Source organism: Streptococcus oralis (assembly GCF_026782375.1).
GTDB lineage: Bacteria > Bacillota > Bacilli > Lactobacillales > Streptococcaceae > Streptococcus > Streptococcus oralis_CL.
Genome location: NZ_JAKUWJ010000002.1, coordinates 104,687 through 119,621, shown reverse-complemented (window position 1 = coordinate 119,621; position 14,935 = coordinate 104,687). Strand labels below are relative to the sequence as shown.

Annotated in this window: 16 protein-coding genes and 1 pseudogene; 16 read left to right on the top strand and 1 reads right to left on the bottom strand. The window is 42.3% G+C overall.

Annotated elements, in window-relative coordinates:
• Nucleotides 1-423: 423 nt before the first annotated feature.
• The 13 genes and pseudogenes from tsaB to MK409_RS06180 all read left to right on the top strand — a co-directional run bounded on the left by tsaB (nucleotide 424) and on the right by MK409_RS06180 (nucleotide 10,633).
• Nucleotides 424-1,107 (top strand): tRNA (adenosine(37)-N6)-threonylcarbamoyltransferase complex dimerization subunit type 1 TsaB, encoded by a 684-nt coding sequence (gene tsaB, locus MK409_RS06240; RefSeq protein WP_268705695.1) that lies wholly within the window; start codon nucleotides 424-426, stop codon nucleotides 1,105-1,107.
• A complete protein-coding gene (gene rimI, locus MK409_RS06235) occupies nucleotides 1,104-1,541 on the top strand; it encodes a ribosomal protein S18-alanine N-acetyltransferase (protein WP_268705694.1) in 438 nt (145 codons plus the stop codon). The genes tsaB and rimI overlap by 4 nt, the downstream gene beginning before the upstream one ends.
• Nucleotides 1,531-2,541, top strand: a complete 1,011-nt coding sequence (gene tsaD, locus MK409_RS06230) for a tRNA (adenosine(37)-N6)-threonylcarbamoyltransferase complex transferase subunit TsaD (RefSeq protein WP_268705693.1) — start codon at nucleotides 1,531-1,533, stop codon at nucleotides 2,539-2,541. Before rimI ends, tsaD begins: the two co-directional genes overlap by 11 nt.
• 96 nt (nucleotides 2,542-2,637) lie before the next feature.
• Nucleotides 2,638-2,763 (top strand): annotated as a pseudogene (locus MK409_RS06225) (MutR family transcriptional regulator); the annotation flags it as partial.
• 46 nt (nucleotides 2,764-2,809) lie between these two features.
• Nucleotides 2,810-3,478, top strand: coding sequence for a CPBP family intramembrane glutamic endopeptidase (locus MK409_RS06220; RefSeq protein ID WP_268705692.1), 669 nt, complete (start codon nucleotides 2,810-2,812; stop codon nucleotides 3,476-3,478).
• Between the two features lie 203 nt (nucleotides 3,479-3,681).
• Nucleotides 3,682-4,290 carry a hypothetical protein gene (locus MK409_RS06215; protein WP_268705691.1) on the top strand — a complete coding sequence of 203 codons (609 nt, stop codon included), beginning with the start codon at nucleotides 3,682-3,684 and terminating at the stop codon, nucleotides 4,288-4,290.
• A gap of 141 nt (nucleotides 4,291-4,431) precedes the next feature.
• The gene (locus MK409_RS06210; protein WP_000659757.1) at nucleotides 4,432-5,127 is read left to right on the top strand and encodes an AzlC family ABC transporter permease; all 696 of its coding nucleotides are present in this window, start codon (nucleotides 4,432-4,434) and stop codon (nucleotides 5,125-5,127) included.
• Nucleotides 5,117-5,440 carry an AzlD domain-containing protein gene (locus MK409_RS06205; protein ID WP_268705690.1) on the top strand — a complete coding sequence of 108 codons (324 nt, stop codon included), beginning with the start codon at nucleotides 5,117-5,119 and terminating at the stop codon, nucleotides 5,438-5,440. The genes MK409_RS06210 and MK409_RS06205 overlap by 11 nt, the downstream gene beginning before the upstream one ends.
• 103 nt (nucleotides 5,441-5,543) lie before the next feature.
• Nucleotides 5,544-6,386 (top strand): amino acid ABC transporter substrate-binding protein, encoded by an 843-nt coding sequence (locus tag MK409_RS06200; RefSeq protein WP_268705689.1) that lies wholly within the window; start codon nucleotides 5,544-5,546, stop codon nucleotides 6,384-6,386.
• Nucleotides 6,387-6,538: 152 nt separating this feature from the next.
• Nucleotides 6,539-7,393 (top strand): MetQ/NlpA family ABC transporter substrate-binding protein, encoded by an 855-nt coding sequence (locus MK409_RS06195; protein ID WP_268705688.1) that lies wholly within the window; start codon nucleotides 6,539-6,541, stop codon nucleotides 7,391-7,393.
• Nucleotides 7,394-7,511: 118 nt separating this feature from the next.
• A complete protein-coding gene (locus MK409_RS06190; protein ID WP_268705687.1) occupies nucleotides 7,512-8,885 on the top strand; it encodes a M20 family metallopeptidase in 1,374 nt (457 codons plus the stop codon).
• Nucleotides 8,878-9,939 carry a methionine ABC transporter ATP-binding protein gene (locus MK409_RS06185; protein ID WP_096408537.1) on the top strand — a complete coding sequence of 354 codons (1,062 nt, stop codon included), beginning with the start codon at nucleotides 8,878-8,880 and terminating at the stop codon, nucleotides 9,937-9,939. Before MK409_RS06190 ends, MK409_RS06185 begins: the two co-directional genes overlap by 8 nt.
• 1 nt (nucleotide 9,940) lies before the next feature.
• Entirely contained in the window at nucleotides 9,941-10,633 is a 693-nt protein-coding gene (locus tag MK409_RS06180) for a methionine ABC transporter permease (RefSeq protein ID WP_206283850.1), read from the top strand.
• 28 nt (nucleotides 10,634-10,661) lie between these two features.
• Here the strand turns inward: MK409_RS06180 and MK409_RS06175 are convergent, their stop codons facing one another.
• A complete protein-coding gene (locus MK409_RS06175; protein ID WP_268705686.1) occupies nucleotides 10,662-11,231 on the bottom strand; it encodes an MptD family putative ECF transporter S component in 570 nt (189 codons plus the stop codon).
• A gap of 133 nt (nucleotides 11,232-11,364) precedes the next feature.
• Here MK409_RS06175 and MK409_RS06170 point away from each other — a divergent pair, with 133 nt between their 5' ends.
• From MK409_RS06170 to MK409_RS06160, 3 genes are read left to right on the top strand one after another with little or no spacing between them, the layout of a single operon-like run.
• Nucleotides 11,365-11,979: a YesL family protein gene (locus MK409_RS06170; protein WP_268705685.1), complete on the top strand. Its 615-nt coding sequence runs from the start codon at nucleotides 11,365-11,367 to the stop codon at nucleotides 11,977-11,979.
• Nucleotides 11,957-13,627 (top strand): sensor histidine kinase, encoded by a 1,671-nt coding sequence (locus MK409_RS06165; RefSeq protein ID WP_268705684.1) that lies wholly within the window; start codon nucleotides 11,957-11,959, stop codon nucleotides 13,625-13,627. Before MK409_RS06170 ends, MK409_RS06165 begins: the two co-directional genes overlap by 23 nt.
• A gap of 11 nt (nucleotides 13,628-13,638) precedes the next feature.
• A complete protein-coding gene (locus tag MK409_RS06160) occupies nucleotides 13,639-14,925 on the top strand; it encodes a response regulator transcription factor (protein WP_268705683.1) in 1,287 nt (428 codons plus the stop codon).
• Nucleotides 14,926-14,935 lie beyond the last annotated feature (10 nt).

The window sequence follows — 14,935 nt, the reverse complement described above, 5'->3', positions numbered from 1 at the left end:
ACATTGACGGTTAAAAGAGTCAATGGATTCGCCATCTTTACGCCCCTCTTTTCTCAGAAAAAATCGAGTTGAAGCATAAAAAGAAAACAATACAAACAGATGAATCAACTGGTAAGGGTGTAACGATTATGTTTAAATCATTGAAAATGATGAGCAAACTGTAAGAAATGAAGAGAATAAAATTTACCCTTCTAAAAATGTGTCTTTTGTCTAGCATGACTTATCTAAACTTCTTATGGCGATCCTTTCAATTTTCTTGTTCACTTATATATTCGGAAAAAATAGAAAAAAGCTAGAACTTTTTTGATTTTTTGCCATCCTCTTTGTCTAAGTAGCAGGACTTTTTGTTTGGGGAGAAAGAAAATTCCCATGCGTCAGCTTTTGTAGTATAATAGTAAGCAGACAAAAAGATAGGAATGTGTTATGAAAGTATTAGCTTTTGATACGTCCAGCAAGGCTCTTTCTCTAGCCATTTTAGAGGACAAGCAGCTTCTTGCCGAGACGACTATTAATATCAAGAAAAATCACAGTATCACCCTCATGCCTGCTATCGATTTTTTGATGGCCAGTCTAGATTTGACACCCAAGGATTTGGATCGCATCGTGGTGGCAGAGGGACCTGGTAGCTACACAGGTTTGAGAATCGCGGTAGCAACTGCCAAGACCTTGGCTCATACCCTGAACATCGAGTTAGTGGGGATGTCTAGTCTATTGGCTCTGGTGCCACGCCAAAAAGAAGGCTTGGTGGTTCCTATCATGGATGCGCGTCGCAACAATGTCTATGCAGGCTTTTATGAAAATGCCAAGCCAGTCTTGCCAGAAGCGCATCTGTCTTTTGCGGAAGTGCTAGAGCAGGTCAAGGATGCTGAGCAGGTGACCTTTGTCGGAGAAGTTGGAGCCTTTGTGGAACAGATCCAAGAACAACTACCACAAGCCAGCTACCAAGAAACCTTGCCAAATGCAGCTAATCTAGCTCTTTGGGCCAGGGACAAAGAAGCAGACTCCTTGCACGACTTTGTGCCAAATTACCTCAAGCGTGTCGAAGCCGAGGAAAACTGGCTCAAGAATCACACTGAGTCTGGCGAGTCCTACATTAAACGCCTATGATAGAGATCAAACGAATCCAACAGCAAGCTGACTTGGCTCAAGCTATCTATGCTGTTATGGTAGATGTTTACCCAGTCAGCCCGTGGACTTTGGAGCAAATCCAAGCAGACCTGTCCCAAGATCAGATTTGGTATGCTCTGGCTTATGATGGGGCAGAAGTGATTGGATTTCTAGCCGTTCAGGAGAATCTCTTTGAAGCCGAAGTCCTACAAATCGCTGTCAAACAAGCCTATCAAGGTCAGGGAATTGCGTCAGCCTTGTTTGCGACACTGCCGACAGATAAGGATATTTTCCTCGAAGTGAGAAAGTCAAACCAACGAGCGCAAGCATTTTACAAGAAAGAAAAGATGGTGGTCATCGCTGAGAGAAAGGCCTACTACCATGACCCAGTCGAGGACGCCATTATCATGAAGAGAGAAATAGATGAAGGATAGATATATTTTAGCATTTGAAACATCCTGTGATGAGACAAGTGTCGCCGTCTTGAAAAATGATGACGAGCTCTTGTCCAATGTCATTGCTAGTCAAATTGAGAGTCATAAACGTTTTGGTGGCGTGGTGCCAGAAGTGGCTAGTCGTCACCATGTCGAGGTCATTACAGCCTGTATCGAGGAGGCGCTAGCAGAAGCAGGAATTACTGAAAACGATGTGACAGCTGTGGCGGTTACCTACGGACCAGGATTGGTCGGAGCTCTGCTTGTTGGTTTGTCAGCTGCCAAGGCCTTTGCTTGGGCGCATGGTTTGCCACTTATCCCCGTCAACCACATGGCTGGTCACCTCATGGCAGCTCAGAGTGTGGAGCCTTTGGAGTTTCCTCTCCTAGCACTCTTGGTCAGCGGAGGACACACCGAGTTGGTCTATGTGTCAGAGGCTGGCGATTACAAGATTGTTGGGGAGACACGAGACGATGCAGTTGGGGAGGCTTATGACAAGGTCGGTCGTGTCATGGGCTTGACTTATCCAGCAGGTCGCGAGATTGACGAGTTGGCCCATCAAGGTCAGGATGTTTATGACTTCCCTCGTGCCATGATCAAGGAGGATAATCTGGAGTTTTCATTCTCAGGTTTGAAGTCTGCCTTTATCAATCTTTACCACAATGCTGAGCACAAGGGAGAAAGCTTGTCTACAGAGGATTTGTGTGCTTCCTTCCAAGCAGCTGTCATGGATATTCTCATGGTAAAAACCAAGAAAGCTTTAGATAAATACCCTGTTAAAACCCTTGTTGTCGCAGGTGGTGTGGCGGCCAATAAAGGTCTTAGAGAACGCTTGGCGGCCGAAATTACAGATGTCAAGGTCATCATTCCACCCCTGCGTCTCTGTGGAGACAATGCAGGTATGATTGCCTATGCCAGTGTCAGCGAATGGAACAAAGAAAACTTTGCAGACTTGAACCTCAATGCCAAACCAAGTCTTGCCTTTGATACCATGGAATAAAGAGTCAGCTTGAAGCTGGCTTTTTTGCTAAAATATTTTATAATATGTTAAAAAAGGAAAAGTTTTTACGAATAGAATAGTAAAGGGAGTTTGGCCATGATTGAAAAGATGGAATTGGGAGAATTTTACAAGGAATTGCGTCTGGCGAGAAAACTCAAGCAGTCAGATGTTGCTTGTGATGGACTGACAGCATCCCAGCTATCCAAGTTTGAACTAGGGCAGTTTTCGTGTTATACTGTCTTTATTTCATAGTATAGGAGAAAATAGAATGAAAAAGATAATCTCACGTCACTACTTTATTATGGCTTTTCTACTAGTTATTGCTGACCAGAAGTTCAGTGGTCTAGTTTTACGCAGCAACCTTGCTGCTGGTCTATCTGACTTTACCTATTATCTGTCGGATATGATGTTGAATTTTCTTGTGGTTTTATTTGCTCTTATTGCTATGATTTGGTCGGGAAAATGGCAACAAATCAACAGTAGAAAATTTAAAGGGTCTTATCTTTTTTATTCCTTTTTAGCTCTTCTTGCTTTTGTTATTTGGAATTTTGTCACATTTGTTATTTTCCCACCTACCAAAAATGAAATTGCTTATCAACTGGATGTTCCTACTTTTACAGGTGCAACGGCATTTTTGATGTATTTTTTCTATCCTGTGATTGCAGGTCCTATTTTTGAAGAGGTGATTTATCGTGGGTTGGTGATGACTGCTCTGGAAAAAGGAAAGAAGTGGGGTCTGGATGTGCTTGGTTCTGCTGCTTTGTTTGGAATCTTGCACATTAGTAATCACGGTTGGGTCTTGACAGACTTTTTCGTATATATGGGTGGTGGCCTCATACTTGCAGTCTTGTTTAGAGTAACCAAGTCCATTTATTGGCCTATTGGACTGCATATAGTCAATAATGCCATTGGTCAAATTCTGCCCTTGTTGTTTTAGAGTTTCTGCCAATCATAAAAACAAAAGAACTGACTAGCTAAGTATTATAAATAAGACTGTTTTTTCAGTCTTTTTTATTTTGACTGTCTGTTACTAATTTTTGAGTAGTCCTTTGTTTCCTCCAAATTTAGAGAATAAGTCTCAAAATGTAATCGGAAAATCCAAAGTTTGTCAGTCTGAGACTTTTTTTGTATTGTAGATATATGAGAATTACAAAAATAATTAGTAGTTTGCTTGCTCTTGGAGCTTTACTCATGCTTTTATCAGCTTGCCATAATATCAAAAAGACACAACTAGTCTTGTTTGAATCCCTTTCTTTCGGTATGCCTGTTAAATCTTTTGAAAAAGTATTTGGAGAGGCTAGCCAAGTGATGGAAGAAGAGGAAATGGCCTATCGCGATACTTGGCGTGCAGAAGACCCTTATTTCTACAAAACAGGCCGCCTTTTCTATGATTACGAAAATATTTCTTTGAAGGGCCATACAGGTCGAGTAAGATTCACATTTTCAAAATCGCATCGCTTGGAGACAGTAGCGACTTATTTCCCCGTTTCCTCCAAAGCTGAGCAGAAAGCATTGCTCAATACCTTATCCCAGAATGTAAAAACTGAACTTGAAGCACTCCCAGATTACCAGTCCATGACCACTGATCCGGTAGGACTATACGATGACGGTTATCGCTACAAGGTCAAATTGAAAGGACAACAGTGGGAACTCTGGGTCGATGTCTATCCGACAGAAGATGAATATGCTGAAAAAACTGAAGCCAACAAGTATATGATTCGAGTGGATCAATTTCTCATGTATCCATAAGCAGGTAAAATTTTTTTACAATGTTTACTAGCTCCAAGTTCCAAACTCTAAACTTTTTTCTCTTTTATGAATGTGTTATAATATTTCTTGCTGTGGCTGTGACCTTGAACAGCCTCAAACGAAGAAAATAAGAGGAAAAAGATGAAAGAAAAAGGATTTTGGGAAGGTGTTCAGGCTGCCATGCCGACTGCCCTTGGCTATGTTAGTATCGGTCTAGCTTGTGGGATTATCGGTGCGCCCTATGTGACACCTGTTGAGATGGGCCTGATGAGCCTCTTTGTTTATGCTGGGAGCGCCCAGTTTGCCATGTTGGCATTGATTGCGGTCCAAGCACCTGTAGCAGCCATTGCCATGACAGTCTTTTTAATCAATTTACGACTCTTTTTGCTGAGCTTGCATGCGTCGACCTATTTCCGTCATACCAGTCTCTGGCAAAATATCGGTATGTCTAGTCTCTTGACAGATGAGACTTACGGGGTTTTGATGGGAGAATTAGCCCATACAGACAAGGTCAATCCTATGTGGATGCATGGGAATAATCTCAACAGTTATGTAGCTTGGTTTGTTGGGACAGTTGTTGGGACAGCTCTAGGTGGTTTACTGCCAAATCCAGAAATCTTTGGCCTTGATTTTGCCCTTGTGGGAATGTTTATCGGGATTTTTGCTTCGCAGTTCCAGATTATGCAAAGACGGATTCCTGTCCGCAATCTGCTGAAAATCCTAGCAGTTGTTACGGTGTCTTTCTTTTTGCTCTTGACAGTGGTGTCTCAGTCTCTAGCTGTTCTATTTGCGACGCTACTTGGATGTACAATGGGGGTTGTCTTAGATGGTCAGTAAATATCTTTTGTTAGCCGCTATCTTTTCGGGCCTAGTGACTTGGATACCTCGTATGATTCCCTTCATCTTGGTTAAGTACAAGGGTTTGCCAGCTATCGTTGAGCGTTTTTTGAAATTTTTGCCTGTTTCCATCATCTTTGCCTTGATCCTTTCAAGTGTGGTGTCAGGTAAGGTTGGGAGCCTTCCTCAGATCAAGTGGCTGGACTTCATGGCAGTCTTTCCAACGGCTTGGGTAGCCTTTCGCTACCGCAATCTAGTGGGCACAGTTCTTTTTGGAGTGGTCTTGATTGCAGTCTTACGTTTGGTCTTTTAAATCAGTCATAAAGAAAACTTATCACAGAGATAGATATCATATAATGGCGTAAATTCCTTTTTTCTGTTAAGATAATACAGTATTCTATTTTGGAGGAAATGACATGAAAAAAATCGTCAAATATTCATCTCTTGCAGCCCTAGGGCTTGTTGCAGCAGGTGTGCTAGCAGCTTGCTCAGGTGGTGAGAAGAAAGATGCAGCATCAGGTGAAGCAACATCTGGTAAAAAAGAAATCGTCGTAGCAACTAACGGTTCACCAAAACCATTTATCTATGAAGAAAATGGTGAATTGACTGGTTTTGAGATTGAAGTAGTTCGCGCAATCTTTAAAGACTCTGACAAGTATGAAGTCAAGTTTGAAAAGACCGAGTGGTCAGGGATTTTCCCAGGACTTGATAGTGACCGTTATCAAATGGCTGTTAACAACCTCAGCTATACCAAAGAACGTGCAGAAAAATACCTTTACGCAGCACCAGCTGCTAAAAATCCTAACGTTCTTGTTGTGAAGAAAGACGACGATAGCATCAAATCTCTCGATGATATCGGTGGAAAATCTACTGAAGTTGTTCAAGGAACAACCTCAGCAAAACAATTGGAAGAATATAACAAACAACACGCAGACAATCCAACGGTTCTTAACTACACTAAGGCAGATTTCCAACAAATCATGTCTCGTTTGAGTGATGGACAGTTTGACTATAAGATTTTTGATAAAATCGGTGTAGAGACCGTTATCAAAAACCAAGGTTTGGACAACTTGAAAGTCATTGAACTTCCAAGCGACCAACAACCTTATGTTTACCCACTCCTTGCTAAAGGTCAAGATGAGTTGAAATCATTTGTGGACAAACGCATCCAAGAACTCTACAAAGATGGGACCCTTGAAAAACTATCTCAACAGTTCTTTGGTGATTCTTACCTACCAGCAGAAGCTGATATCAAATAAATTTGTAAATCATCCATTCTCTGGTAGATGGATGGTTTTCCATTCTGGAGGTATATAGTTTTAAACTATATATCTGCCTATCTATTAACAATTTGTTAAATCAAACAATTTATGAGATACTGTTACAGTATTATTTTTAAGGAGAAACGATTATGAAAATTAAAAAATGGCTCAGTGTAGCAGCTCTTGCTACAGTCGCAGGTTTGGCTCTTGCAGCTTGCGGAAATGCAGAAAAGAAAGCTGACAACGAAACAGTTGTCAAAATCGCAACAGTTAACCGTAGTGGTTCTGAAGAAGCACGTTGGGATAAAATCCAAGATTTAGTTAAGAAAGACGGCATTAAATTGGAATTCACAGAGTTTACTGATTACTCTCAACCAAACAAGGCAACTGCTGACGGCGAAGTAGACTTGAACGCTTTCCAACACTACAACTTCTTGAACAACTGGAACAAAGAAAACGGGAAAGACCTTGTAGCGATTGCAGATACTTATATCTCTCCAATCCGCCTTTACTCAGGTAAAAATGGAGAAGAAAACAAGTACACTAAAGTGGAAGAAATCCCAGATAACGGTGAAATCGCTGTACCAAACGATGCAACAAACGAAAGCCGTGCGCTTTACTTGCTTCAATCAGCTGGTTTGATCAAATTGGATGTTTCTGGAACTGCCCTTGCAACAGTTGCGAACATTACAGAAAATCCAAAGAACTTGAAAATTACTGAATTGGACGCTAGCCAGACAGCTCGTTCATTGTCATCAGTTGACGCTGCCGTTGTAAACAATACCTTCGTTACAGAAGCAAAATTGGACTACAAGAAAGCACTCTTCAAAGAGCAAGCTGATGAAAACTCAAAACAATGGTACAACATCATCGTTGCGAAAAAAGATTGGGAATCATCACCTAAAGCTGATGCCATCAAGAAAATTATTGCAGCTTACCACACTGATGAAGTGAAAAAAGTTATCGAAGAAACATCAGACGGTTTGGACCAACCAGTTTGGTAATAAGACATAGGGAGGTGGGAGAGAGTTTCCACCTCTTGCTTTTGTATAGAGAGTTGATTTTAAAGAGGCACTTGTTGTCGTTTTGAGGACGCAAGTACGTAGTAGAAAGAGAGAGAAAATGGTTTTTCCTAGTGAACAAGAGCAGATTGAAAAATTTGAAAAGGATCATGTCGCCCAACATTATTTTGAAGTTTTGCGTACCTTGATTTCCAAGAAATCAGTCTTTGCCCAGCAGGTCGGGCTCAAGGAAGTCGCAAACTATTTGGGTGAGATTTTCAAGCGTGTGGGAGCTGAAGTCGAGATTGATGAGAGCTACACGGCGCCTTTTGTCATGGCGCACTTCAAGAGTTCGCGTCCAGATGCTAAGACCTTGATCTTCTATAATCACTATGACACCGTACCAGCGGACGGAGATCAGATCTGGACAGAGGATCCCTTTACACTTTCTGTGCGAAATGGCTTTATGTATGGACGTGGGGTTGACGACGACAAGGGACATATCACGGCTCGTTTGAGTGCTCTGAGAAAATATATGCAGGACCACGATGATCTGCCGGTCAACATCAGCTTTATCATGGAAGGGGCAGAGGAGTCTGCTTCTATGGATTTAGACAAGTATTTAGAGAAACACGCAGACAAACTCCGTGGAGCAGATTTGCTAGTTTGGGAGCAAGGAACCAAAAATGCCTTGGAGCAGTTAGAAATTTCTGGTGGAAACAAGGGAATCGTGACCTTTGATGCCAAGGTGAAAAGTGCGGATGTGGACATTCACTCGAGTTATGGTGGTGTCGTGGAGTCAGCACCATGGTATCTTATCCAGGCCTTAAGTAGCCTGCGCGCTGCAGATGGTCGTATCTTGGTCGAAGGCTTGTACGAGGATGTCCAAGAGCCGAATGAACGGGAGCTAGCCTTGGTGGATACCTATGCACAAGGCAACCCCGGGGAAATCAGTCGCATTTATGGCTTGGAATTGCCTCTTTTACAAGAGGAGCGCGCTGCCTTTCTCAAACGATTCTTCTTTGAGCCTGCACTCAATATAGAGGGAATCCAGTCAGGTTATCAAGGTCAGGGTGTTAAGACTATTTTGCCAGCAGAAGCTAATGCCAAGCTAGAAGTTCGTCTGGTTCCTGGCTTAGAACCACATGATGTTCTGGAAAAAATTCGGAAACAGCTAGACAAAAATGGTTTTGATAAGGTAGAATTATATTATACCTTGGGAGAGATGAGTTATCGAAGCGATATGAGTGCGCCAGCCATTCTCAATGTCATCAAGTTGGCCAAGAAATTCTATCCGCAGGGCGTATCGGTCTTACCGACTACAGCGGGGACAGGACCTATGCATACGGTCTTTGACGCCTTAGAGGTACCTATGGTAGCCTTCGGTTTAGGGAATGCCAATAGCCGAGACCACGGTGGAGATGAAAACGTGCGGATCGCCGATTACTACACCCATATTGAATTAGTAGAGGAGCTGATTAGAAGCTATGAGTAGAGATATTATCAAGTTAGATCAGATCGATGTGACCTTTCACCAAAAGAAGAGAACCATCACAGCGGTCAAGGATGTGACCATTCACATCCAAGAAGGGGATATCTACGGGATCGTTGGATATTCTGGAGCAGGAAAATCCACTCTAGTCCGGGTGATTAACCTCCTGCAAAAACCATCTGCAGGGAAAATTACCATTGACGACGATGTGATTTTTGATGGTAAGGTGACCTTGACGGCAGAGCAGTTGCGTCGCAAACGTCAAGATATCGGGATGATTTTCCAGCATTTCAACCTCATGAGTCAAAAAACAGCAGAGGAAAATGTAGCCTTTGCCCTTAAACACTCTGGACTCAGCAAGGAAGAAAAGAAAGCAAAAGTAGCTAAGTTGTTAGACTTGGTTGGTTTGGCAGATCGTGCTGAAAACTACCCTTCACAACTATCTGGAGGGCAAAAACAGCGTGTGGCTATTGCGCGTGCCTTGGCCAATGATCCAAAAATCTTGATTTCAGACGAGTCAACGTCTGCCCTCGACCCTAAGACAACCAAGCAAATTCTGGCCTTGTTGCAAGATTTGAACCAAAAATTAGGCTTGACCGTTGTCCTGATTACACACGAAATGCAGATTGTCAAAGACATTGCTAATCGTGTAGCAGTCATGCAGGATGGACGTTTGATTGAAGAAGGCAGTGTCCTTGAAATCTTCTCAGATCCTAAACAACCTTTGACTCAAGACTTCATCTCAACTGCCACAGGTATTGACGAAGCCATGGTCAAGATTGAGAAGCAAGAAATTGTGGAGCATTTGTCTGCGAATAGCCTTTTGGTGCAACTCAAGTATGCAGGGGCTTCGACAGACGAACCACTTTTGAATGAATTGTATAAACATTACCAAGTAACAGCTAATATTCTCTATGGGAATATTGAAATTCTCGATGGCACTCCTGTTGGAGAATTGGTTGTGGTCTTGTCAGGTGAAAAAGCAGCGCTAGCAGGCGCCCAAGAGGCTATCCGTCAAGCGGGTGTGCAGTTAAAAGTATTGAAGGGAGGACAGTAGAATGACAGACTTGATTCAAACTTACTTACCAAATGTCTATAAGATGGGCTGGTCTGGTCAGGCAGGCTGGGGAACAGCCATTTACCTAACTCTTTATATGACAGTTCTTTCCTTCATTATCGGAGGGTTCTTGGGGCTGGTGGCAGGTCTCTTCCTCGTCTTGACAGCGCCAGGCGGTGTCTTGGAAAATAAGGTTGTCTTTTGGATTTTAGACAAGATTACCTCTATTTTCCGTGCGGTTCCTTTCATCATCCTCTTGGCAATCATGTCGCCACTCTCTCACTTGATTGTGAAGACGAGCATCGGGCCAAATGCAGCTCTTGTTCCACTTTCTTTTGCGGTATTTGCCTTCTTTGCCCGTCAGGTGCAGGTCGTCTTGGCTGAGTTGGATGGTGGTGTGATTGAAGCAGCGCAAGCTAGTGGAGCGACTTTCTGGGATATCGTTGGGGTATACCTATCCGAAGGTCTTCCAGATTTGATTCGTGTGACGACTGTGACCTTGATTTCCCTTGTTGGTGAAACAGCTATGGCGGGAGCAGTTGGAGCTGGTGGTATCGGTAACGTAGCAATTGCTTATGGATTTAACCGCTACAATCACGATGTGACCATTTTGGCAACTATCATTATCATCTTGATTATCTTTACAATCCAGTTCTTGGGAGATTTCTTGACCAAGAAATTAAGTCATAAATAAAAAGAGCCGAAGGGCTCTTTTTTAGTGATTAGATTTTGTGTGTAAACTTTTTACTAATGGCTTGTCCAAGCAAAGCACCAATCAAGGCACAAAGGAGAATGCTTGCGACAAAGAGAAAAATTTTGTCTAGCTCTGGAGCGACCATGATACGGTCAATGTATTCCTGAGATTTTCCACGAGCGAGGAGAGCTGCCTCGTAGGATGCTGGATTGATCCACATGAGGAGGATAGGACCGCTTGTGCTAAAAGCAAAGACGAGGAAGGAGAAAAGATTTTTAATCTTATCCTGATAGTGGCCGAGGCGAGCGGTGGCATCTGCTGTAAGACCGCAGGCGATAGCTGGAAGAAAGGCTCCAGCGCCGTGTTTGCTAGCTAGGAAAAAGAGAGCCATAAAGAGCCCGAGAGTGGTAATGGCACCAAAACGAGGAACTTTTACCAGAAGAAACATGTAGACGCTACCCCCAACAAGGGCTGAAAAAGCCGGAGCATAGAACATATTGCCCGTTGAGTCAACCAAGTGACCAAGTACTACTCCAATCCCTAGACAGAGGAAATAAAGGACGACAGCTAAGAGGGTGGTTAAGATATTTTTCTTCATGAGTTTCTCCTTGATATAAACTAACAAAATCAATTGTATCACGCTTTTAGAGGATTGTAAATGGACACTCTATATTTTTGAAAACGTTTGAAATATGATATAATAGTTACACAGTTGTTTGAAGGAGGATATCATGGGAAAATTTCTAGAATTCGTCTTTAATCGTTTCTTTTTAGGAATGATTGTGACAGCTTTTTTCTGGTTATTCACACTAGCAGGAGGTGTGGTCTTTGGTTTGGCACCAGCTAGTGCAACCCTTATGAGTTTATATGCTGAGCACGGTTATACTTATAGAGCTTATCATTTGAAAGAAGCTTGGGAACTCTATAAGAGTAACTTTGTCAAGAGCAACCTCGCTTTCTATAGTTTTGTATTTGTAGATTTAGTATTAGTTTATGGTCTGTATCTTTTGGTTCAATTGCCCCATCAGACTATTTTTCATCTCTTGGCAACCTTTCTTAATGTTCTTGTAGTTGCCCTTGTCTTTCTAGCCTATACTGTTTCCTTGAAACTTCAGGTATATTTTGATTTATCCTACCGAAATACCGTGAAATTGTCTCTTATTGGGATTTTTATGAGCTTGCCAGCAATCGCCAAGGTTCTGATTGGAACAGGCTTGCTTGTAGGAGTTGGTTACTATATGCCTGCTCTCCTCTTTTTTGTAGGAATTGGTGTGTGGCATTTCTTTATCAGTGATATGTTAGAACCTATTTATGAAAGTATCCATGAAAAATTGGCGACAAAATAGAATGAAGCAATTTTGGCTTCACTCTCTTTTACGGATTTATAGCCTCGTTATGATCATCATCATTGCTAGTTTTGCGGTGATGATTTCCTATGCTGACTGGGATTCGCGCGAGAAAGAAGCTCAGCGAGTAGCTCAACGCGTGACGACTCGGACAGTAAGTGAGATTGAATATTACCATAGAGAGTCGACTCGGCTTGCCCAGACTTTGGTTGAAAATCAGGCTCGTATCGAAGGGATTTACAAGTACTTTAGTCTCAGTACGCCAGACTATTTTTATTGGCAATTAGAGCGCAAGGCTTCGCCTTATATCTCGGTATCCTTGTATGAAAATATCGACGATCTCTATGTTCGCAATGATTTTGTGACAGGGGTGGCAATTGTCCTCCAAGATTACAAAGAAGTTTTTGTTTCAACTAGAGGGAAACGAAGTGGAGAGAAAATTCCAGCAGAAAATTTCAAACCAGCTCCCAATAGTTTTGCCATTCCTGTATCCGATCCCGTTTCTGATCAGGATTTAGGAGTGATCTACATCTCTTTATCCCCAGATGTCTTACGTGGAGCTATTGACAATACCCGAGGTAACACACCAATGGCCGTGACGGTGACTTCGCCTTTCGATATGGAGATGTTTCAGCTTGGGGAGAAGGTGTCAGCAGAGCGGGAGAACTGGCTTGTAGGAGTCACCTCTCATGGCTATCAAGTTCGTGTGGCTGTTCCTAAGGATTTTGTTCTTAAGGGAACGTTGACTAGTTCGGCTGTCATTATTGGACTAAGTATTCTCTTTATCATCATTTTGTATATCACTCTGAGACAGACCTTTTCAAAATATCAAAAACAGGTGGTGGACTTGGTCGAGTCTATTCAGGTTATTGCCCAAGGAGAAGAGGGACTTCGCATCGATACCTCTGAGAAAGATCAGGAATTGCTCCTTATCTCAGAAACAACCAATGATATGTTAGATCGACTGGAAAAAAATATCCACGATATTTATCAGTTGGAACTTAGCCAAAAAGATGCCAATATGCGAGCCTTGCAAGCTCAGATCAACCCGCATTTTATGTATAATACATTGGAATTTCTTCGCATGTATGCAGTGATGGAAAGCCAAGATGAGCTGGCGGATATTATCTATGAATTTAGTAGCTTGTTGCGTAACAATATCTCTGATGAGCGTGAAACGACCTTGCAACAAGAACTAGAATTTTGTCGTAAATACAGTTATCTCTGTATGGTTCGCTATCCAAAGTCAGTAGCTTATGGCTTTAAGATCGCGCCAGAATTAGAAAATATGAAGATTCCCAAGTTTACGCTCCAACCATTGGTCGAAAATTACTTTGCCCACGGTATTGACCACCGTCGAACAGACAATGTCATCAGCATCAAGGTCTTGAAGGGTCAGGGATTTGTTGAAATCCTAGTAGTCGATAATGGTCGTGGCATGCCTGCTGAAAAATTAGCTGCCTTGCAAGAGAAATTAGCTCAGAGAAGTTTTGAGCACGAAGCAAGCTACAGCGGTGAGCGGCAGTCAATCGGAATAGTGAATGTACACGAACGCTTTGTCCTCTATTTTGGGGATCGTTACCAAATCAGTGTAGAATCAGCTGAGCAAGAAGGTGTTCGCTATCGAATCACTATCCAGGATGAATAGAAAGGGTAGAAATGTATAAAGTTTTATTAGTAGACGACGAGTACATGGTGACAGAGGGGCTTAAGCGCTTGATTCCCTTTGAAAAATGGGATATGAAAGTCGTCGCAACAGCCAATCATGCCGACGATGCTCTGGGCTATGTCAAGCATCATCCGGTTGATGTGATTATTTCGGATGTCAATATGCCGGATAAAACAGGACTAGAGATGATCAAGGAGATGAAGGAGATTCTCCCAGACGCCTATTATATCTTGCTGTCTGGCTATCAGGAGTTTGACTATGTCAAGAAAGCAATGAACCTGAGTGTCGTTGATTATCTGGTGAAGCCAGTGGATAAGGTGGAGTTGAGTCATTTATTAGAAAAAATTGCGAGCCAACTTCAGGAAAAGGTGGAGCAGAGCCAGACTCTCAGCCAAGAATTGGATGAAGAAGGCTTTGTCAACTTTTTAGCAGGTAAAGACAACTGGTGGATAGGTCTTTCTAAGGAAAAACAAGGTTCTTTCACTATACCTTACTATGTTTTAGGTCAAGACTGGCAGATTTTCATCTCTGATCAACCACTAGATGGAATCGTAGTAACGCCTTTTGTAGCGCCCTACCAACAAGCCTTTGAAAAATGGAAGATCAACGCAGAAAAAGCCCTCTTTTACGGTTCTGTCAATCTAGAAAAATCCGAGAGTCTATTTGCTTATTACGGACCGATTTATCGCGTGATTATCCAAGGAAATATCAATCAAATCATCGAAGAATTGACCCTGCTGGAGAAGGTTGTATTAGAGAATACACCGCGCGTGGCGATCACCAAACAACTCTTCACCCAATTTGTCATGGATGTCTTCCACTTGTTTGAGCATCTAAAAGCAGATGATATGACAGAGATTGTCAAAGCCATCCATGCTATTAACTCCTTTGAAGAATTGGTTGCCTACATCAAAGCAACCTTGACTAAGTTCTTTGGCCAGTATCGTATGAATGAAAATGTGGTCAGTGTTCTAGAGGTGATCGGCCGCGATTATCAAAAAGAGCTCTCACTTAAGGATATTAGCAAGGATCTCTTTATTAACCCAGTCTACCTCGGTCAGCTGATTAAGCGAGAAACCAACTCGACCTTTGCAGAACTGCTCAACAAACAGCGAATTAAGGCAGCGCAACAGCTCTTGCTTTCAACCAATGATAGTATTGAAGATGTTTGCTATGCCGTTGGTTACAGTAATGTCGGCTATTTTTACAAAGTTTTCCGTAAATTGTGCGGAAAATCACCAAAAGCTTACCGAAAACAAGTCGAGACAGGCCTGTAAGAATTGTATT